The sequence below is a fragment of the Sphingomonas trueperi genome, from assembly GCF_011927635.1.
GTDB lineage: Bacteria > Pseudomonadota > Alphaproteobacteria > Sphingomonadales > Sphingomonadaceae > Sphingomonas > Sphingomonas trueperi.
This window is the reverse complement of record NZ_JAATJB010000012.1, coordinates 55,833-75,895: the sequence shown is the minus strand read 5'-3', so window position 1 is coordinate 75,895 and position 20,063 is coordinate 55,833. Positions and strand designations below refer to the sequence as shown.

Sequence of the window (20,063 nt, the reverse complement as noted above, 5' to 3'; positions counted from 1 at the left end):
TTCATCAGCAGGTTGAGCGACCCCTACCAGGTCCAGCGCCCCGGCTGCGCGTTCGGGGCATCGCGCAGGAAGCGCCCCTTGGCGAGCAGTACCGCATCGGCCTCCAGCCGCACCGCCTTGCTCAGCCGGTAGCCCACCCGCCCATGGACGAACCAGGCGCGCACCGGCTGGCGCCCCGCCGCCGCCACCAGGCTCACCGATTGCGACCCGGTCTGGCCGATCGCTTCGACTTCATAGTCGAGCCTGGCCGGCAGCGGATCGCGCGCGAAGCGGATGGCGGCGGTATCGAGCGAGCGATCGCGCGTCGGACGGCCAGGGGTGTCGTGCTCGCCGAGATGGAGGTAGCGCGTCTCGACAAGCGCAGGGCCGATCGTCCGCGCGCAACTGATCAGCCCGCCCCACAGCACCAGCGCCGCGCCTTCTCGATCGATCGCCGACGCGTTCGACAGCAGCGAGTCGAGGTTGCGCAGGAAGCGGCCAGCCCGCAGCCGAAGCTTCGATCCGGGCCCTAGAGCGTTTTCACCATGGGTGAAGACGCTCTAGATGTTTGTTTGCCGCATTTTCCGAGTCGTTGACCGTACACGGTCAACTTGAAAATGCTCTAGCGCCGCGCCGAGGTCGAGCTGCACATAGGCCTGCACCGGCTCCAGCGCGTTGACCTCGCCCGTCGTCACCGGCGAGCCGCGGTTGCCGGTATGGGCACGGCTGTCCCTCCCAAAGCGCGCCGACGACGCTCACCGGCCGCTTGGCGGCGGAGCGCTTCGATGCGCGCGGCGCGCCTCCAGTCACGCGGAAACTGGCGCCAGTTCCCGACCGGCGAGCGAATTGGGCCCGGCGCTGACCAACTCCACCTCGATCAGGTCCCCGATCCTGGCGGACGTCTCCAGATGGACCGACTGCAGCCAGGGCGACTTGCCGATCATCTGCCCGGGGCGGCGCCCCACCCGCTCGATCAGCACCGCGCAGCGCTTGCCCACGCTGGCCTCGTTGAACGCCTGCGAATGGCGGCCGAGCGCCGCCTGGAGCCGCTGGAGCCGCTCGTCGGCCACCGCTTCGGGCAGATACTGGTCGACCAGGTCGGCCGCCGGGGTGCCCGGGCGCGGCGAGTATTTGAAGCTGAAGCACTGCGCATAGCGCACCGCGTCGACCAGCTGCAGCGTCTCTTCGAACTCGGCCTCGGTCTCGCCGGGGAAGGCGACGATGAAGTCGCCCGACAGCGCGATGTCCGGCCGCGCGGCACGGACGCGCTCGATGATGCGCAGGTAGGAATCGCGCGTGTGGCTGCGGTTCATCGCCTTGAGGATGCGGTCGCTGCCCGCCTGCACCGGCAGGTGCAGGAACGGCATCAGCTTGGCCACATGGGCGTGCGCCTCGATCAGCCCCTCGGCCATGTCGTTGGGATGGCTGGTGGTGTAGCGGATCCGCGCCAGCCCCTCGATCCGGTCGAGTGCCACGATCAGGTCGTGCAGCCCGCGACCGTCGTCGTCCCCCCAGGCGTTGACGTTCTGGCCGAGCAGCGTGATCTCGCGCGCGCCGGCATCGACCAGCGCCTTGGCCTCGTCGACGATCGCCGCATAGGGCCGGCTGACTTCGGCGCCGCGGGTATAGGGCACCACGCAATAAGTGCAGAACTTGTCGCAGCCTTCCTGCACGGTGAGGAACGCGCTCGCCCCCACCTTGCGACGCGCGGGCAGCTTGCCGAACTTGCTGGCGATCGGCATGTCGGTGTCGAGGCCGAGCTGGCCCTTGGCGGCCTTGTCCACCAGCTCCGGCAGATTGTGATAGGCCTGGGGACCTACCACCACGTCCACCTTCGCGCGGCGGGCGATCTCCTCGCCCTCGGCCTGGGCGACGCAGCCGGCCACCGCGATCATCGGCTTGCCCGCCTCGCGCAGCTTCAAGCGGCCGATCTCCGAATAGACCTTCTCGGTCGCCTTCTCGCGGATATGGCAGGTGTTGAGGACGACGAGATCGGCCTGGTCCGCCTCGGCGGCGACAAGGCCCTGGGCGGCCATCAGCTCGCCCATGCGCTCGCCGTCATAGACGTTCATCTGGCAGCCGTACGACTTGACGTGATAGGTCTTGGGGGTGGTCATGATCGGCGCGCCTATACGCGGAAATGACGGCAGAAAACAGGCCTTGCGCTTGTTTGCGAAGGGCACCCGCACCCCACCCGTCATCCCGGCTTGCGCCGGTATGACGGTTTATACGGAAGGTTCGGATGCACCCTGCGCCAGCGTCTTGTACCCGATCGGGTCCTCGGCAAAGCGGAACGGTCGCAGCGGATGGCCCAGCGTGCGCACCATCGCCGCCTCGATCCGCCGCCGGCTCTCCGCCGCGATCGCCTTGCGGCCGGGGAAGTCGCGCGGGTCGAAGGGTTCGAGGAAATGCACGCGCAGCCGGAAGCGCCGCTTGCGCGCCAGCACGCGCTTGGCGTTGTTGAGGCCCCGCTCCTGGCCGATCCAGGCAATGTCCTCGCCCGCCGTGCCGTAATCGAGCATCACCGGCTGCACCATCACCCCCGGCGGCGGCGGCTCGAGCACGCGCAGCATCGGCGTCTTGAACGGCAGCAGCGACTTGCCGTCGGTCGTCGTGCCCTCGGGGAAGATGGTGACCGCCCAGGTCTCCGCCAGCGCCTCGCGCAGCTGGTTGATCTGCTCGGCCACACCCATCCGGTTCTCGCGCTTCACATATACCGTGCGATTGAGGCTCGCGAGCCAGCCGACCAGCGGCGAGGCGCCGATCTCCGCCTTGGCGACGAACGCGGTGCCGCTCGCCCCGCCGAGCGCCAGAATGTCGATCCAGCTGAGATGGTTGGAAACGTAGAACACGTCGCGCTTGAGCGGCGTGCCGACGCGCTTCACCTTGGCGCCGGCGATCCGGGCCGCGCTGCCCAGGAACAGCCGCGGCCAGGGCGAGGGCAGCCGCACCAGCCGGAAGAGATAGTGGAGCGGCACATGCACCAGCAGCGCCAGCACCAGCCGCGCGATGCGGAACCACAGGCGCACCTGCTCCGCCCCGGTCAGCCGGGTCGGCAGTCCCTGGGTCGCTTCCTCGCGGCGGCGCCGGGCGCGCTCAGTTCTTGCGCTCGAGTGCAACCCCGTAGAGTTCCATGCGGTGGTCGACGAGGCGGAAACCGAGCCGCTCGGCGATCTGCTTCTGCAGCAGCTCGAGCTCGGGATCGACGAACTCGATCACCTTGCCGCTCTCGACGTCGATCAGGTGATCGTGATGCGCCTCGGGCGCCGGCTCGTAGCGCGCGCGACCATCGCCGAAATCATGGCGGTCGAGAATGCCCGCCTCCTCGAATAGCCGCACCGTGCGATAGACGGTGGCGATCGAGATGCCGGGATCGATCGCGGCAGCGCGCTCATAGACCTTTTCCACATCGGGATGGTCATCGGCGTCGGAAAGCACGCGCGCGATCACCTTGCGCTGTTCGGTGATGCGCAGCCCCTTTTCGTGGCAGAGCGCTTCGAGATCAATCTTGCGAACCATGACACCGCTGTAGCGCCATTGACGTCATCGGAAAAGGGCAAGCGGCTCGCTCATCCTAATCGAGCGAATGCGAAAACGCCGGCCGCGGACGGGGCCCGGGCCGGCGCTTCGAAGTCCATCCTGGGAATGGCGATCAGCGGGTCTTGCGACGCTTGGTGCCGAGGCCGATCTTCTTCGCCAGGCTGCGGCGCTGCTCGGCATAGTTCGGAGCGACCATCGGATAGTCGGCCGGCAGGTTCCACTTGGCGCGATACTGTTCCGGGGTCATCTGATAATGGGTCATCAGGTGACGCTTGAGCATCTTCAGCTTCTTACCGTCCTCGAGGCAGACGATGTAGTCGGGCTTCACCGAAGCGCGCACCGAAACCGCCGGCTCCTGCTTCACTTCCGGCTCCGGCTGCACGGTGCCGAGACCGGTGAGCGCGCCATGCACGTTCTGGATCAGCTGCGGCAGGTCCGACACGGCGACGCTGTTGTTGCTGACATGCGCAGCGACAATATCGGCGGTCAGCGCGATCAGGGTTTCCTGAATTTCAGATGAAGCTTCCATGATATTCCTTTCGACCCGTTCATGGCGACTATTCTGGATGTCGCCTGCAGCGTCCTATCGTGCGAAGCTTGGTGATTGGCAAGAGATCAACGTCGCAATGGTTGTAATTTTTATGCAAGCGGACGTGCCAAAGTGAGAGCATCGAGCGCCAGCCCACTAGTACCGCGATAATAGCCACGACGTTCGCCGATCTTCTCGAAACCCTCGCGGTGATAGAGGCGGATCGCTTCATTGCCTGCGCGGACTTCGAGATGGAGCTTGGTCGCCCCACGATTGCGCGACTCCGCGATCACCGCGCGCAACAACGCTCCGCCCACGCCAAGTCCCCGCGCACCGGGACTGGTCGCCAGCAACAACAGCTCGGCCTCGTCGAGCATCGCCCGCGCCATCGCGAAGCCGACGTCGCGCCCGCCGATGCTCGCGACGACGAGCCACACGCCCGAAAGCGCCATCATCCCCACGCATTGCGACTGGGTCCAGGCTTCGCCGAATTCGGGATCGAAGGCCGACTGCATGATCCGGTTAACCGGGATCAGGTCGTGCACCCCGCCCTCGCGCAGCTCGATCGGCTGGGGCGCGGCGCTCATGCGAGCCCCCGCTCGGCGAGCGTCTTGGCGTCGGGACCGCGGCCATAGAGCGGGCGCGGCGGCAGCAAGGCGAAATCGGGCGGGAGCAGCACCGCGTCGGCGGCGCGGGGGAGCGCCTCGCGCAGGTCCAGCCCCTCGGCCAGTGCTGCGAGGCGCCGGACGCCGCTGCCGAATGCGGCGCGGCCGTCGAGCGCGGCAAGCGCAGCTTCGGGCGGCAGGGAGGCAAGCGGCGCGGTGTCGACCAGCGGCGTCGCGAAATGCTGGACGAAGACTTCGCCGTGCCCGCCTTCGAGCACCACCGACAGCCGGGCGAGCGCGGGGTCGCCGGCGAACCCGGCGGCGGCGATCAGGGCGAGCGAGGAATAGCCGTGTACCGGCACCCCCCAGCCGATCGCCAGGCCTCGCGCGGCGGCGAGGCCCACGCGCACCCCGGTAAAGCTCCCGGGGCCGACATCGACCAGAATCGCATCGGCGCGGCCGCCGCCGGGCAGCTCGCCGATCATCGGGATCAGCCGCTCGGCATGGCCGCGGCCGACCAGTTCGTGCCGTTCGGCAAGAACGGCTCCATCCGCCAGCAAGGCCACCGAACAGGCGGCAGTGGCGGTTTCGATCACGAGCAGTCGCGGGGCTTCAGCCATCGCCCCGCGCTAGCCATAGAACTGGGTACAGGTCAAATCACCCGGTTGAACTGATCGAATGCCGGACGCGGCGACCGCGCATGAAGGCTCGAAGGATCACCGACGCCGAGCGTGGAAATGAAATTCGATTTCACGCCCGGCTGATCGGCGAAAAACGCCTCGTCAACCTTGGCATTGTCGAACCCCGACATCGGGCCGGTATCGAAGCCCAGCGCGCGCGCGGCAATGATGAAATAGGCACCCTGCAGCGAGGAGTTGCGGAACGCCTGTTCGCGGCGACCTTCCTCGGTCGGGAACCAGTTCTTCGCCTCGGGCGCGTGCGGGAAGAATGCCGGCAGATGCTCGTGGAAGTTGATGTCGTAGCCGATGATGACGCTGGCGGGCGCCTTGCGGATCTTCTCGGCATTGCTGCCGCTCGACAGGCTAGCGAGCTTGTCCTTGGCTTCCTGACTCAGCACCCAGACGAACCGCGCCGACTGCTGGTTGACCGACGTCGGCCCCATCTTCAGCAGGTCGTACATCGCCTCGATATCGGCCTGGGTCACCGGAGCGTCGGTATAGCCGTTGAAGGTCCGCGCGGTGCGGAAGATCGTGTCGAGGGCGACGTCGTTCAGCGGCTGGCCCATGGCCTGCGATCCTTTCATGCTTGGGGGGGCGGGAAGCGGGTGCGCGATCAGATCGCGCGCACCTCGGTGACTTCGGGAACGTAATATTTGAGCAGCTGCTCGATCCCGTTCTTCAGCGTCGCGGTGGACGAAGGGCAGCCCGAGCAGGCGCCCTGCATCTGGAGGAACACCTTGCCCTCGTTGAACCCGCGATAGACGATGTCGCCGCCGTCATTGGCGACCGCAGGGCGGATGCGGGTGTCGATCAGCTCGCGAATCTGCGCGACGATGTCGGCATCCTCGGGATTGTCGCCGAAATCGGCGCTCTCGGGCGGCACGCTGAAGCCGGCGGCCGAGCCTGCCATGAACAGCGGCATGTTGGCCGAGAAATGGTCGAGCAGGATGCCGAGCACGTCGGGCTTGAGGCTCAGCCACTCGACGCCCGGCGCGGCGGTCACCGAGATGAAGTCGCGGCCGAAGAACACCCCGGTCACGTCGCCCAGTGCGAACAGCGCGGTGGCAAGCGGCGAGGCTTCCGCCTCCTCGGGGCTGGCGAAGTCGCGGGTGCCCGCCTCCATCACGATCCTGCCGGGCAGGAACTTGAGCGTGGCGGGGTTGGGGGTGGCTTCGGTCTCGATCAGCATGCCGCCCACATGGGCGCGTCCTTGCGCAGGATCAAGCCGCGCGCGGGAAACCCTGTGTTGCCGGCGCTGAAGTTCCGCTCATGCGTCGGGGTCGGCGGGATAGACCTTGCCGACATGCGGCTCGCCGCGGATGGCCGCCAGGCGCTCCTGGCGGTGACGTTCGCGGTAGCGTTCGCGGTCTTCGTTGCTGCGCTCGTCGTAGCACGCGGCGCAGCTCACCCCCGCCTCATAGCGCGGCGAACGGCGATCCTCGGCACTGACCGGGCGGCGGCAGGCGTGGCAGAGTGCGTAGCTGCCGGGCGCGAGGCCGTGGCCCACGGTCACACGCTGGTCGAACACGAAGCATTCGCCGTCCCACAGGCTCTGCGCTTCGGGCACCTTTTCCAGATAGTTGAGGATGCCGCCCTTGAGGTGGAACACCTGCTCGATCCCCTCGGACTTGAGGAAGGCCGTCGACTTCTCGCAGCGGATGCCGCCGGTGCAGAACATCGCGACCTTGGGCGGCGTCTCGCCCTTGCCGAGCAGTTCCTCGCGGTGCGCGCGGAACCAGTCGGGGAAGTCGCGGAAGCTCCTGGTGCGCGGGTCGATCGCGCCGCGGAAGGTGCCGGCGGCGACCTCGTAATCGTTGCGCGTATCGATCAGAATCGTGTTCGGATCGGCGATCAGCGCGTTCCAGTCCTCGGGCGCGACATAGGTGCCGACGCTCGCCAGCGGATCGATGTCCGGCTGGCCCATCGTCACGATCTCGCGCTTCAGGCGCACCTTCATCCGGTAGAAGGGCTGCTCGGCAGCGCGGGCGTATTTCACGTCGAGCCCGGCGCAGCCCGGCAGCGCGCGGATATGGTCGACCACCGCCGCGATCGCATCGTCGCTGCCCGCGATCGTGCCGTTCACGCCCTCGCGCGCGAGCAGCAGCGTGCCTTTCGCGCCCTGCGAACAGCAGAGCTTGGCCAGCGGGCCCTGCAGCGCCGCCGGATCGTCGAACCGGGTAAATTGGTAGAGCGCCGCCACGCGGATCGGCAGCGCGGCATCGTCCGAAGCTTTCGTCATTTCGGCGGATCTACTCCAGCCAACGCGATTTTACCAAGGGCGGTGACGGCAGTTCCCTCAGCTTCAGCCGTCATCCCGGCGGAAGCCGGGATCCATTCGCCACTCGGCCGGCGAAAGAGCCGGGACGGAGACCCCAATGGACCCCGGCTTTCGCCGAGGTGACGCGGAGGGTTGAAAGTACAGCCCTCTCCTCCGTCTGAGCCCGGTATCAGACCATGAAGCTTTCGCCGCAGCCGCAGGTGCCCTTGGCATTGGGGTTGGTGAACACGAAGCCGGCGGTGAAATCATCCTCCACCCAATCCATCGTAGAGCCGATCAGGTAGAGCACCGAGGCGCCGTCAACGAAGAAGGTGCCGCCGGGGGTTTCGATCTTCTCGTCCAGCGGCTTGGCCTCGGCGACATAGTCGACCGAATAGGCCAGCCCCGAGCAGCCGCGGCGCGGGGTGGAGAGCTTGACGCCGACCGTGCCTTCCGGCGCCTTCGCCATCAGCGCGGCGATGCGCGCCTCGGCGGCGGGGGTGAGGAGCAGCGCGGCGGGGCGCTGGCGGGGGGTGGTCACGGTGGTCATCGTCTGTCTTCTAACCTTCTTCCCCTCCCGCGCGCGGGAGGGGACCGAGGGGTGGGCGCCCGCTCTCCGCGAGCGCTCCGGATATTGGGTGCCGGGGGCCCACCCCCAACCCCCTCCCGCACGCGGGAAGGGGCTAGAAATTACAACATCCCCAGTTCCAGCTTCGCCTCGTCGCTCATCTTCTGCGGGTCCCAGGGCGGATCCCAGACGAGGTTGACGTCGGCCGTGGCGATGCCCGGCACCGCGCTTACACGGAGCTCGACTTCGCCCGGCATCGACTCCGCTACCGGACAATGCGGCGTGGTCAGCGTCATGGTGATCGCGGCATGGCCGTTTGCGGTGATGTCGACGCCGTAGATCAGCCCGAGGTCATAGAGATTGACCGGGATTTCCGGATCGTAAATCTCCTTGAGCGCGTCGATCACCGCCTCGTACAGCGGTCCGCCCGGCTCGCCGGCGCCGGGCTCGGCGGGCTTCTGCGAAAGGAAACCGGAGAGATAGTCGCGCTTGCGCTCGGCGGCGGGCTCGACCGCATCGTCGACGCGCGCCTTGGGCGGCGCCTCGACGGCCTCGACCTCTTCCACCACGATCCTGCGTTCTTCGTTCATCCGAAGATCCTCGTCACTCGTTCGATACCCTTGACGAGCGCGGCCACATCGGCCGGCCCGTTATACACGCCGAAGCTCGCCCGCGCGGTGGCGGGGACCTCCAGCAGCTCCATCAGCGGCTGCGCGCAGTGATGCCCGGCGCGGATTGCGACATTGCCCTCGTCGAGGATCGTCGCGACGTCGTGCGGGTGCACGCCCTCCACCGCGAAGCTGACGATGCCCGCGCTGTCCGCGGGACCGAACAGCCGCACGCTGTTGATCCCCGCGAGCGCCGCGCGCGTCTCAATTACGAGCGCGGTTTCGTGCGCGTGGATGCGGTCGAGCCCGATGCCGTCCACATAGTCGATGGCCGCATGCAGCCCGACCACGCCGACGATGTGCGGGGTGCCCGCCTCGAAGCGGCCCGGCGGCGGTGCGTAGGTGGTCTTGGCGAAGGTCACCCGGTCGATCATCGATCCGCCGCCCTGATAGGGGGGCATCGCGTCGAGCAGCTCGTACCGACCCCACAGCACGCCGATGCCGGTCGGGCCGTAGAGCTTGTGGCCGGAGAAGACGTAGAAGTCGCAGCCGAGCTCGGCGACGTTCACCGGCAGCCGGGCGACCGCCTGGCAGCCGTCGATCAGGATCTTGGCGCCGACGCCGCGCGCCAGCTCGGTCGCGCGCTTCACATCGAGCACCGAGCCGAGCACGTTCGAGACATGGGCGAGCGCGACCAGCTTGTGCCGGTCGGTCAGCATCGCGGCCATCGCGTCGAGATCGATGCGGTGATCGTCGGTTAGCGGCACCACATCGATCTGCGCGCCGATCTTCTCGGCGGCCATCTGCCAGGGTACGATATTCGAATGATGCTCGAGCGCGGAGAGCAGGATGCGGTCGCCGGCCTCGAGCTGGGTGGCGGCGTAGCACTCAGCGACAAGGTTGATCCCCTCGGTCGCGCCGCGGACGAACACCACTTCCTGCGGCTTGCCGCCGATGAACTTCGCCACCCGCGCCCGCGCCGCCTCGAAGGCGAGCGTCATGTCGGCCGAGCGCTGGTACACCCCGCGATGGACGGTCGCATAGGTCTCACCATAGCCGCGCGCGATCGCGTCGAGCACCGGGCGAGGCTTTTGCGAGGTGGCGGCGGTGTCGAGATAGGCCCAGCCCGCCGGGATCGCGGGGAAGTCCGCGAGGACGTCGAGCGGGGCGGTGGTGGCCAGTACGCTCACAGCGCCGCCTCCAGCCACTTGGCCGCATCCGCCGCGAACGCCTCCCGCACCGGCTCCTCGCCGATCCGCGCCAGCGCGTCCGCGACAAAGGCGTGGGTCAGCAGCGCCTTGGCCTGTGGTTCCTCGATGCCCCGGCTCTGCAGGTAGAACAGCGCATTGCGATCGAGTTCGCCGACCGTCGCGCCATGCGCGCACTTTACGTCGTCGGCGAAGATTTCGAGTTCGGGCTTGAGGTTTACCGTCGCGGTGCGCTGGAGCAGCAGTCCGCGCAGCGACTGTTCGCCGTCGGTCTGCTGGGCCCCTCGGGCGACTTCCACCCGCGCGGCGAGGCTCGCCACCGACTGGTCGGCGGCCACCGCGTGCCAGATCTGGCGCGAGCTGCCCTCGACCTGCTCGTGGCGCACCGCAACCGCAGCTTCCTGCCGCTGCGTGCCGCTGGTGAGCAGCGCGCCGCCCATCTCGGCAAAGGCGCCCTTGCCGGTGAGGGTCAGCGCGCCATCGATCCGGCTGCCCATGCCGCCGGCGCCGAGGAAGATCGAGACGAGGCTCGCCGCCTCGCCCACTTCCGCCTCGTCGCGGATCGAGACGAAGCCGCCGGTCTGGACCAGCCGCACCGAGCGCATCAGCCGCGCGCCCTTGCCGAGCGCGATCGCGGTCAGCCGGTTCGCCCAGCCGGTGCCGGCAAAGGTCTCGACCACGGTCGCCACGGCATCGTCGGCGAGCAGGATGCGCGCAGGCACGTGATTCTCGCCGCCGGTGCCGAGATGGACGATCTGGATGCAGGTCGCGGCATGTTCGGGACCGAGGTGCAGCGCCCAGCCCTCGCCGATCGCCAGGCTGCCGAGCGGATGGTCGGTCGCGGCGATCTGGCGGGTGACTTCCACCGGCCCCGGACGGCTATGCGCAGGCTCGAACACGCCGTCGACGAAGCACAGCCGCGGGCCCTCGATGTCGAGGAACAGGTCCGCCGGGTCGATGCCTGCCGGTGCCTGCGGGCTCTCGGCCGAAGCGCGAAGCGCGTCCATGTCGGACCAGCGCCACGCCTCCGCCTTCTTCGTGGGAAGATCGAGCACGGTCACGCCGCCAGCGCTCCATAGCCTTCGCGCTCGAGTTCGAGCGCCAGTTCCGGCCCGCCCGAGCGGACGATGCGGCCATCGAACAGCACATGGACGAAGTCCGGCTTCACGTAATCGAGCAGGCGCTGATAATGGGTGATCAGCAGCACCGCCTTGTCGGGCGCGCGCATGATGCGGTTGATGCCCTCGCCCACCGCCTTCAGCGCATCGATGTCGAGGCCGCTGTCGGTCTCGTCGAGGATGGCGAGCTTGGGGTTGAGGATGCCCATCTGCACCATCTCATTCCGCTTCTTCTCGCCGCCCGAGAAGCCGACATTCACCGGCCGCTTGAGCATCTCCGCATCCATGCCGAGCGCCGCCGCCTGGGCGCGCGCCAGCTTGAGGAACTCGGCACCCGAGAGCGGGGCCTCGCCGCGGTGGCGGCGCTGGGCATTGGCCGCCTCGCGCAGGAACTGGACGTTCGATACGCCGGGGATTTCAACGGGATACTGGAAGCCGAGGAACAGGCCGGCGGCGGCGCGCTCGTGCGGTTCGAGTTCCAACAGATCCTGCCCGTCGAAGGTCACGCTGCCGCTGGTCGCCTCGTAGCCGTTGCGGCCACCCAGGACGTAGCCCAGCGTCGACTTGCCGGCGCCGTTCGGGCCCATGATCGCGTGCACTTCGCCCGCGTTGAGCGACAGGGTGAGGCCCTTGAGGATTTCCTTGCCGTCGACTTCGGCGTGCAGGTTCTGGATGTTCAGCATGGGGTTTAGATCGCCACGGTCACGAGAGAGAGGGTCTTGGGCTGGGCGCCCGCGTCATAGGCATCGACCAGCGAGCCGTCGGGCAGCTTCCACATGATCTTGTACTGCTTGGGCGCGGTGACGCTGGCCTTGATGTCGGCCTCGATCCTGTCGAGCACCGGGGTCAGCTTGCGCCAGGCGCTCGGCTGGTAGGGCCGGTCGTTGAGCAATAGACGACCGGCCTGGAAATCGGAATCGAGAAAGTCGCGGCACTGCTTGATCGCGCCGGCGACCTTGGTCGCGCGCGCGCCCGCGTCCGCCGGCGCGGTGCCGATCGCGCGGACGATGCAGCGCGCGTGGTTGGTCGCCGCGCCGAACTGGGCCGCGCTGTCGATCGCGACGCCGCCCTGAAGGGCGAAGGCTGCGGCAAGAAGGGCGTTCAACATGCACGATACTCCTGCGGGCCCGGAACGCGGCCCTGCGTCGTCGATACGTCAGCCGAGATGAGCGCAGGCTGAGCGGGGGCGGCGGGACGAATCATCCCACCGAACCTTCGAGCGAAATCCCGAGCAGCTTCTGCGCCTCGACAGCGAACTCCATCGGCAGCTGCTGCAGCACTTCGCGCGCGAAGCCGTTGACGATCAGCGCCACGGCGGCCTCCTGGTCCAGCCCGCGCTGGAGCGCGTAGAACAGCTGGTCGTCGCTGATCTTGCTGGTGGTCGCCTCATGCTCGATCTGGGCGCTCGGGTTCTTCACCTCGATATACGGCACGGTGTGTGCGCCGCACTGGTCGCCGAGCAGCAGCGAGTCGCACTGGGTGAAGTTGCGGACATTCTCCGCGCTCGCCGCCACGCGGACCAGCCCGCGATAGGTGTTGTCGCTGCGCCCGGCCGAGATGCCCTTCGACACGATGGTCGAGCGGCTGCCCTTGCCGAGATGGATCATCTTGGTGCCGGTATCGGCCTGCTGGCGGTTGTTGGTCACCGCCACCGAATAGAATTCGCCGACCGAATTCTCGCCCGCGAGCACGCAGCTCGGATATTTCCAGGTGATCGCCGATCCGGTTTCGACCTGGGTCCAGCTCACCTTGGAGTTGCGCCCCTGGCACAGCGCCCGCTTGGTGACGAAATTGTAGATGCCGCCCACGCCGTTCTCGTCGCCCGGATACCAGTTCTGGACGGTCGAATATTTGATCTCGGCATCGTCGAGCGCGACCAGCTCAACGACGGCAGCGTGCAGCTGATTCTCGTCGCGCATCGGCGCGGTGCAGCCTTCGAGATAGGACACATACGCCCCCTTGTCGGCGACGATCAGCGTCCGCTCGAACTGGCCGGTATTCTCGGCGTTGATGCGGAAATAGGTGGAGAGCTCCATCGGGCAGCGCACGCCCTCCGGCACATAGACGAAGGTGCCGTCGGAGAAGACCGCGCTGTTGAGCGTGGCGAAATAGTTGTCGCGCTGCGGCACCACCTTGCCGAGCCACTTCTGGATCAGCTCGGGATATTCGCGGATCGCCTCGCTGATCGACAGGAAGATGACCCCCGCCGCCTTGAGCTCGGCGCGGAAGGTCGTGGCGACCGACACCGAGTCGAACACCGCATCGACCGCGACCTTGCGCGCGCCCTCGACGCCCGCGAGCACCTTCTGCTCCTCGATCGGAATACCGAGCTTCTCATAGGTCCGGCGGATTTCCGGATCGAGCTCGTCGAGGCTGGTGATCGTCTTCTTCTGCTTGGGCTCGGCGTAATAATACGCGTCCTGATAGTCGATCGGCGGCACGTTGAGCTTGGCCCAGTCCGGCGCCTCCAGCGTCTGCCACAGGCGGAACGCCTTCAAGCGCCAGTCGAGCATCCACTCGGGCTCGTTCTTCTTGGCGGAGATATACCGGACGGTATCCTCGCTCAGCCCCTTGGGCGCGAACTCCTGTTCGACGTCCGAGGCGAAGCCCCATTCGTACTTCTTGTTCGCGGCGGCGAGCGCCTCGGCATTCTTGGTGGCCATCAGAAAGATACCTGGCTTTCCCCGGCGAGCACCGGAGAAGGAGAAGAAAGGTCGGAGGTGGAAGGCGCGAGCCCATGCACCGGCATTGCCGGGGCTGCAAGCACCGGAGGCGTAGCGAGGCTGGCGAGGCTGACCTGGGCGAGCGCCGAACGCACCGCATCGCTCACCACGCCCCAATGCGGCTTCACCCGGCAGTTTCCTTCCACGGCGCAATCATGCCGCGCCGAGTCGACGCACACGGTCAGCGCGATCGGTCCCTCGATCGCCTCGACGATCTCGGCAAGGCTGATCGCCGCGGGCGGCCGGGCGAGGCGGAAGCCGCCGCCGGTGCCGCGGGCGCTTTCGATCAGGCCGGCGGCGGAAAGCTTGCTCACCAGCTTCTGCACCGTCGGCAGCGGCAGGCCGGTCTCGTTCGCCAGCAGCGTCGCGTTGAGCCGGCACGACGCGCCGCAATGGCGCGCAGCAGCGGCCAGCATCACCACGGCATAGTCGGCAAGGCTCGAAAGACGCATCGACTCCCAATCGGACAAAGTTGATCCGATTGGGCATGTGGGCCTAGCGGCCGCCGAGGTCAACCGTCTCGGGGATCACATCGGGGAGAAAGTGGAACTTCTCGTTCTCCAGCGTCGCAGCGAGCACCGGATCGATGCCGTCGCGCAGCAACCCCGGCGTCTGGCCGGTGAAATGCTTGATCTCGTTGATCATGTGCGACTGGTCGGCAAAGGGCGCCATCACTTCGGCGAGGGGCGCGCCCTGGTGGATGCGCATCGCGGCGCCGATCGCGCGAAACTTGCGGCGCAGATGGTTGGGCGGCCCGGCGAAATATTCCTTGCACAGCCGCTGGACCTGGCGCTGCCCCATGCCGGTTTCGGCCTCCATCGCGTCGTACAGCGCATCGATCGTCGGATCGCCCGAGGCCGCCCATTCGCGCACAATCCGAAGGAAGGCGATATGTGCCTTGGGCACGCGCCGCGCGGCGTCGATCCGGCGCAGCAGGAAGGGCTCGACCGCGGCGACCATCGCTTCCAGCGTATCGAGCGTGCGGAGTTCGGCATGCAGCGCATGCACCTCCGGCCCAAAGATCTCGCCGCCGTCCACCAGCCGATCGGCCACCTGGTCCGCCGGGCGGCCCACCAAAGTGCGCCAGCCGATGCCGCGCAAGGAAATGCCGAAGCAGCGGAAGGGGCCCTGGATCCGATAGGTCCAGTGCGCGGTGCCGGGGCCGTTGACCATCACCGGCAGCGTTGTCTCGCTATGCGCGTCCGGGAAATGGACGGTACCATCGCCCTCCAGGCAGAAGCGCCACTGGCCGAGATCGACGCGCTCGACGCCCTCGATGCACGGCGCATCGATATGAGCGAGATAAAAGCTTTCGACATGCGGTATCAGCCGCCCGGTGGACGGCTGAAAGCGAATGTTCAAAGGCTGGCCCGCCCCCGCGCCACGGCGCGCGGCAATTGCAACCTGGCCCTCTTCGGCGCCACGCATGCGACGCTGTTCCCCTGTGCTTCGGTTCGTCGCACAGCTGGAGCATGGCTGCGCGGAAAGCGCAACGGAAAAGAGGCCCGGCCGGTTGCCCGGCCGGGCCCAAAGGAAAGGGTTCCCCCCGTTAAGCGGAACCCCTCGGGTCGCAGGGATGCTCTACCCGATTCGAGAGGCACGGTATTGTACGGAATCGACATTCCAGCCTTTGACGACGTTTGCCTTGCGATGCATGAGCGCTTTCATGGGCAAGATTCTTCGCAACCTGGTCTTCACGCTCGATCCGGAGCGGGCACATCGCGCGGCGATTCGCGCGCTGGCTCTGTGGGGCGGCGCGGGCGCACCCTTCGGTGGCGGCCCCGAGTCGGCGGCGCCGGTGACGCTGGCAGGGCTGAGCTTCCCCAATCGGGTCGGGCTCGCCGCGGGGCTCGACAAGGATGCCGAGGCGATCGCCGGCCTGTTCGGACTGGGCTTCGGCGCGGTCGAAATCGGCACGCTCACCCCCAGACCGCAACCCGGCAATCCCAAGCCCCGCCTGTTCCGGCTGGTCGAGGACGAGGCGGTGATCAACCGCATGGGCTTCAACAATAACGGGATCGACGCCGCGCTGGCGCGAATCGCGCGGCTGAAGCAGCGGCCCGGCATCCTCGGCATCAATGTCGGTGCCAACAAGGATTCGACCGACCGCGTCGCCGATTACGCCCTGGGCGTCACCAAGGCGGCGCGCCATGCCGACTATATCACGATCAACGTCAGCTCGCCCAACACGCCAAGCCTGCGCGATCTCCAGTCGCGGCCTGCGCTCGACGAATTGCTGGCGGCCGCGCATGCGGCGCGCGGCACCACGCCGCTGTTCCTCAAGGTCGCGCCCGATCTGGATCGCGCCGGGCTGGAAGGCGCGGTGCGCGCGGCGATCGATCATCATGTCGACGCGCTGATCGTCTCCAACACCACCATCTCCCGCCCGCCCCTCGCCTCGGCCCATGCCGGCGAGGCCGGCGGGCTTTCGGGCAAGCCGCTAAAGGACCTCGCCCGCGCCAAGCTGATCGAGGCGCGCGAAATCTCGGGCGAGCAGCTGCCGCTGATTTCGGCGGGCGGCATCGACGGGCCGGACGAGGCCAAGCGCCGGATCGAGGCGGGTGCGGTGCTGGTGCAGGTCTATTCGGCGCTGCTCTATCGCGGGACCGGTCTGGCACGCAGCATCGCGCGGGCGCTCGCCTGACGGCTTGCCTCCGGGGCAAAGCGCGCTACGCCTAGGTCCATGAGAAAAACGGTCGCGCTGCTCCTCCTGCTGTTCACGCCGCTGCTCGCCCATGCCCAGGGCATGGTGAGCGCCGCCGATCCCCGCGCGGCGGCGGCGGGCGTCGAGATCCTGCGCGCGGGCGGCAGCGCCACCGATGCGGCGATCGCGACGATGCTGGCGCTGGGCGTGGTCGAGCCGCAGAGCTCGGGCCTCGGCGGCGGCAGCTTCCTGGTGCTCTACGATGCCAGGACCAAGGCGATGACCACGGTGGACGGCCGCGAGACCGCGCCGATGGCCGCCGACGACCATTGGTTCTACGACGCCGCCGGCAAACCGCTCAGCCACTTCGCCGCGGTGCCCGGCGGGCGCAGCGTCGGCGTGCCGGGGGCGGTGCGGGCAATGGCGCTGGCGCATCGCCGTTCGGGCAAGCTCGCCTGGGCCAAGCTGTTCGCCCCCGCCATCCGCCTCGCCCGCGACGGCTTCGTGCTGAGCCCGCGGATGAACAATTCGCTCACCCAATTCTCCGGCCATGTCGATCCCGCCTATCGCGCGCTGTTCTTCGGCGCCGACGGCAAGCCGCTGCCCGCGGGCACCACCGTGCGCAACCCGGAGCAGGCCGCGCTGCTCGAGCGCATCGCAAGCCAGGGGCCCGACAGTTTCTATGTCGGTCCGCAGGCCGCCAAGCTGGTCGCGGCGGTGAACGGCGCGGCGCGCAATCCTTCGAAGATGACCACCGGCGACCTCGCGGCGTACGACGCCAAGGCACGACCGGTGCTGTGCGGGCGCTATCGCGGGTACAAGATCTGCTCGATGGGCCCGCCCTCCTCGGGCGGAATCACCGTGCTGATGATCCTGGCGCAGCTCGAACGCTTCGACATGGGGCGCCTGGGCAAGGACTCGGCCACCGCCTGGCACCTGTTCGCCGAAAGCTCGCGGCTCGCTTATGCCGATCGCGACCTGTATCTCGGCGATCCGGATTTCGTGGCCGTACCGCTGAAGGGGCTGCTCGACCGCCGCTATATCGCCAGCCGCTCCAAGTTGATCGACCCCGCCAGGACGATGACCAGCATCGCCGCGGGCACGCCGCCGGGCGCGCCGAAGCGCGTGATGGCCAAGGTGCAGGAAGTCGCCGGCACCACCGACCTGGCGGTGACCGACGGGGCGGGAAATGTCGTCGAAGTCACCACCACGGTGGAAGGGCCGTTCGGCTCAGGCCTGACGGTCGACGGCATGATCCTCAACAACCAATTGACCGATTTCGACACCGTGCCGGTGAAGAACGGGTATCTGGTGGCCAACCGGGTCGAGGGCGGCAAGCGGCCGCGCAGCTCGATGGCACCGACGATCGTGTTCGGCCCCGACGGCAAGGTCCGCCTCGCGGTCGGCGCGGCGGGTGGCTCCACGATCATCGCGCAGGTGGCCAAGGCGATCATCGGCGTCGTGGACTGGAAGCTCTCCGCGCAGGACGCGATCGGCCTCGGCCTGCTTTACGCGCCGGGCAAAACCGCGATCGCCGAGCAGGGTACCCAGCTTGACGCGATGCTGCCTGTGCTACGCGCGCTGGGCGAGGACGTCCGTGCTGCTCCGATGGGCCTCAAGGCCAATGCGATCGAGCGCGTGGGCGGGCGCTGGGTGGGCGCCGCCGATCCGCGCAGCGAAGGGGTGGCAATGGATCAGGACGGCTCGGTAACGGTTATACAGCGGGTGGGTGCCAAGACCAACCGCCCGTCGGAATGACGCGGGACGCTCAAGGATAAGATGGGGCGCCTGCAGGGGGAGTAGGAATGCGCAAGCTCGAACGTTTCGATAATCTGGTGACGATGTTCCTCACGCGGGCCGCGGAGAAGGGGGACGCGCCGTTCCTCTGGCACAAGGCCGGCGGCTCCTGGGACCCGACCAGCTGGGCCGAGGCGGCGCGCCAGGTGGCGAGCCTCGCCACCGCGCTCAAGGCGCTGGGGCTCAAGCCCGGCGACCGGGTGATGCTCGTTTCCGAGAACCGCCCCGAATTCTGCATCAGCGACCTCGCGATCATGGCGGCGGGTTGCGTCACCGTCCCCACCTACACCACCAATACCGAGCGCGATCACCAGCATATCCTGGAAAACAGCGGCGCCTGCGCGGTGATCGTCTCGAACACCAAACTCGCCAAGACGCTGCTGCCGGCGATGCTGCGATCCTCCGCAGGGCGGATCGTGATCGGCATCGACGACGTCCGACTGGCGCAACAGGGCAGCCTCGAGGTCCACGACTTCCGCGAGCTGATCGCCGCGCACGCCACCGATGCCGCCACCGCCGCCGCGCACGCCACGTTCAAGCGCGAGGATCTGGCCTGCATCATCTACACCAGCGGCACCGGCGGGTCGCCGCGCGGGGTGATGCAGCATCACGGCGCGATCCTGCACAATTGCCAGGGCTGCACCGCGATCATTTCGGAGGATTTCGGCTGGGCGGACGAGGTGTTCCTGTCCTTCCTCCCCCTCTCGCACGCCTATGAACATACCGGCGGCCAGTTCTTCCCGATCGCGCTGGGCGGCCAGATCTACTATTCGGAGGGGCTGGAAAAGCTCGCCTCGAACATCGAGGAAGTGCGCCCCACCATCATGGTCGTCGTGCCGCGGCTGTTCGAGGTGCTGCGCACCCGCATCACCAAGCAGGTCGAGAAGCAGGGCAGCTTCGCCACCTACCTGCTGGAAAAGGCCGTGGCGATCGGCGGGCGCAAGGCGGCGGGCAAGTCCGGCATCGCCGACGCGCCGATGAACCTGCTGCTCAACGCCACGCTGCGGCCCAAGCTCGCCAAGCGCTTCGGCGGGCGGATCAAGGCGCTGGTCTCGGGCGGCGCGCCGCTCAATCCCGAAGTCGGCATCTTCTTCGAATCGCTCGGCCTCACCTTCCTCCAGGGCTATGGCCAGACCGAGTCGGCGCCGGTCATCTCGTGCAACCGGCCCAAGGTGGGTCTCAAGATGGACACGGTCGGCCCCCCGATGGACGACGTCGAGGTCCGCATCGCCGAAGATGGCGAGATCCTGGTGCGCGGCGAGCTGGTGATGCACGGCTATTGGCGTAACGAGGCTGAGACCGAGCGGGTGCTCAAGGACGGCTGGCTCCACACCGGCGACATCGGCGAGATCGACGCCAAGGGCCGCATCAAGATCACCGATCGCAAGAAGGACATCATCGTCAACGACAAGGGCGACAATGTCTCGCCCCAGAAGATCGAGGGCATGCTGACGCTACAGCCCGAGATCCTGCAGGCGATGCTCTATGGCGACAAGCGGCCCTACATGACCGCGGTGATCGTCCCCGATCCCGAATGGGTGCAGGAATTCTGCGCCAAGACCGCGACGCCGTGCAAGTTCCGCAACCTCTCGCGCGACGCCGACTTCAAGGCGACGATCGGCGCGGCGGTGGAACGGGTAAACCGCGACCTTTCGGTGATCGAGCGGGTGCGCAAGTTCATCCTCGCCGACGAGGCCTTCACCATCGAGAACGAGCAGCTGACGCCGAGCATGAAGATCCGGCGGCACGTGCTGAAAGCCGTCTATGCGGAGCGTCTCGACGCGCTTTATTGAACATCCGTCCAACT

Annotated in this window: 22 protein-coding genes; 3 read left to right on the top strand and 19 right to left on the bottom strand. The window is 67.6% G+C overall.

Annotated features, from left to right (window positions below; all coding sequences use genetic code 11):
* Positions 1-23: 23 nt before the first annotated feature.
* The 19 genes from GGR89_RS16780 to GGR89_RS16690 all read right to left on the bottom strand — a co-directional run bounded on the left by GGR89_RS16780 (position 24) and on the right by GGR89_RS16690 (position 15,177).
* Entirely contained in the window at positions 24-407 is a 384-nt protein-coding gene (locus GGR89_RS16780) for an alginate export family protein (protein ID WP_164521666.1), read from the bottom strand.
* Positions 408-785: 378 nt separating this feature from the next.
* Positions 786-2,096, bottom strand: coding sequence for a tRNA (N6-isopentenyl adenosine(37)-C2)-methylthiotransferase MiaB (gene miaB, locus GGR89_RS16775; protein ID WP_125976071.1), 1,311 nt, complete (start codon positions 2,094-2,096; stop codon positions 786-788).
* 108 nt (positions 2,097-2,204) lie between these two features.
* Positions 2,205-3,098: a lysophospholipid acyltransferase family protein gene (locus tag GGR89_RS16770; protein ID WP_125976074.1), complete on the bottom strand. Its 894-nt coding sequence runs from the start codon at positions 3,096-3,098 to the stop codon at positions 2,205-2,207.
* Entirely contained in the window at positions 3,076-3,498 is a 423-nt protein-coding gene (locus GGR89_RS16765; RefSeq protein WP_066724328.1) for a Fur family transcriptional regulator, read from the bottom strand. Before GGR89_RS16765 ends, GGR89_RS16770 begins: the two co-directional genes overlap by 23 nt.
* Before the next feature lie 133 nt (positions 3,499-3,631).
* Entirely contained in the window at positions 3,632-4,048 is a 417-nt protein-coding gene (locus GGR89_RS16760; protein WP_064310290.1) for a Ros/MucR family transcriptional regulator, read from the bottom strand.
* Between the two features lie 110 nt (positions 4,049-4,158).
* A complete protein-coding gene (gene rimI, locus GGR89_RS16755) occupies positions 4,159-4,635 on the bottom strand; it encodes a ribosomal protein S18-alanine N-acetyltransferase (protein ID WP_125976076.1) in 477 nt (158 codons plus the stop codon).
* Positions 4,632-5,273: a tRNA (adenosine(37)-N6)-threonylcarbamoyltransferase complex dimerization subunit type 1 TsaB gene (gene tsaB, locus GGR89_RS16750; protein ID WP_125976078.1), complete on the bottom strand. Its 642-nt coding sequence runs from the start codon at positions 5,271-5,273 to the stop codon at positions 4,632-4,634. The genes rimI and tsaB overlap by 4 nt, the downstream gene beginning before the upstream one ends.
* Positions 5,274-5,305: 32 nt before the next feature.
* Positions 5,306-5,899, bottom strand: a complete 594-nt coding sequence (locus tag GGR89_RS16745; RefSeq protein WP_125976080.1) for a malonic semialdehyde reductase — start codon at positions 5,897-5,899, stop codon at positions 5,306-5,308.
* A 47-nt stretch (positions 5,900-5,946) separates the two neighbouring features.
* Positions 5,947-6,522 carry a NifU family protein gene (locus GGR89_RS16740; RefSeq protein ID WP_125976082.1) on the bottom strand — a complete coding sequence of 192 codons (576 nt, stop codon included), beginning with the start codon at positions 6,520-6,522 and terminating at the stop codon, positions 5,947-5,949.
* 78 nt (positions 6,523-6,600) lie between these two features.
* Positions 6,601-7,572: an oxygen-dependent tRNA uridine(34) hydroxylase TrhO gene (gene trhO, locus GGR89_RS16735; protein WP_125976084.1), complete on the bottom strand. Its 972-nt coding sequence runs from the start codon at positions 7,570-7,572 to the stop codon at positions 6,601-6,603.
* Positions 7,573-7,780: 208 nt separating this feature from the next.
* Positions 7,781-8,140, bottom strand: a complete 360-nt coding sequence (locus tag GGR89_RS16730) for a HesB/IscA family protein (protein ID WP_167713012.1) — start codon at positions 8,138-8,140, stop codon at positions 7,781-7,783.
* Positions 8,141-8,280: 140 nt separating this feature from the next.
* Positions 8,281-8,748 (bottom strand): SUF system Fe-S cluster assembly protein, encoded by a 468-nt coding sequence (locus tag GGR89_RS16725; protein ID WP_125977766.1) that lies wholly within the window; start codon positions 8,746-8,748, stop codon positions 8,281-8,283.
* Positions 8,745-9,956 (bottom strand): cysteine desulfurase, encoded by a 1,212-nt coding sequence (locus tag GGR89_RS16720; protein WP_125977768.1) that lies wholly within the window; start codon positions 9,954-9,956, stop codon positions 8,745-8,747. Before GGR89_RS16720 ends, GGR89_RS16725 begins: the two co-directional genes overlap by 4 nt.
* On the bottom strand, positions 9,953-11,035 hold the full coding sequence (locus tag GGR89_RS16715) for a SufB/SufD family protein (protein ID WP_206434335.1): 1,083 nt from the start codon (positions 11,033-11,035) through the stop codon (positions 9,953-9,955). The genes GGR89_RS16720 and GGR89_RS16715 overlap by 4 nt, the downstream gene beginning before the upstream one ends.
* Positions 11,032-11,775, bottom strand: a complete 744-nt coding sequence (gene sufC, locus GGR89_RS16710) for a Fe-S cluster assembly ATPase SufC (protein WP_125977770.1) — start codon at positions 11,773-11,775, stop codon at positions 11,032-11,034. The genes GGR89_RS16715 and sufC overlap by 4 nt, the downstream gene beginning before the upstream one ends.
* Before the next feature lie 5 nt (positions 11,776-11,780).
* Positions 11,781-12,200 carry a hypothetical protein gene (locus GGR89_RS16705; protein ID WP_125977772.1) on the bottom strand — a complete coding sequence of 140 codons (420 nt, stop codon included), beginning with the start codon at positions 12,198-12,200 and terminating at the stop codon, positions 11,781-11,783.
* A gap of 91 nt (positions 12,201-12,291) precedes the next feature.
* A complete protein-coding gene (gene sufB / locus GGR89_RS16700; RefSeq protein WP_125977774.1) occupies positions 12,292-13,755 on the bottom strand; it encodes a Fe-S cluster assembly protein SufB in 1,464 nt (487 codons plus the stop codon).
* The gene (locus tag GGR89_RS16695; protein WP_125977776.1) at positions 13,755-14,267 is read right to left on the bottom strand and encodes an SUF system Fe-S cluster assembly regulator; all 513 of its coding nucleotides are present in this window, start codon (positions 14,265-14,267) and stop codon (positions 13,755-13,757) included. The genes sufB and GGR89_RS16695 overlap by 1 nt, the downstream gene beginning before the upstream one ends.
* Before the next feature lie 43 nt (positions 14,268-14,310).
* Complete coding sequence (locus GGR89_RS16690; RefSeq protein ID WP_241213115.1) at positions 14,311-15,177, bottom strand: AraC family transcriptional regulator; 867 nt, start codon at positions 15,175-15,177, stop codon at positions 14,311-14,313.
* Positions 15,178-15,481: 304 nt separating this feature from the next.
* On the opposite strand from GGR89_RS16690, the gene GGR89_RS16685 reads away from it, so the two are divergent.
* The 3 genes from GGR89_RS16685 to GGR89_RS16675 are packed head-to-tail and all read left to right on the top strand — an operon-like array spanning position 15,482 to position 20,049.
* Complete coding sequence (locus GGR89_RS16685; protein ID WP_241213114.1) at positions 15,482-16,459, top strand: quinone-dependent dihydroorotate dehydrogenase; 978 nt, start codon at positions 15,482-15,484, stop codon at positions 16,457-16,459.
* Positions 16,460-16,498: 39 nt separating this feature from the next.
* Positions 16,499-18,217: a gamma-glutamyltransferase gene (ggt, locus tag GGR89_RS16680; protein WP_206434336.1), complete on the top strand. Its 1,719-nt coding sequence runs from the start codon at positions 16,499-16,501 to the stop codon at positions 18,215-18,217.
* A 47-nt stretch (positions 18,218-18,264) separates the two neighbouring features.
* The gene (locus tag GGR89_RS16675; RefSeq protein ID WP_125977782.1) at positions 18,265-20,049 is read left to right on the top strand and encodes an AMP-dependent synthetase/ligase; all 1,785 of its coding nucleotides are present in this window, start codon (positions 18,265-18,267) and stop codon (positions 20,047-20,049) included.
* Positions 20,050-20,063 lie beyond the last annotated feature (14 nt).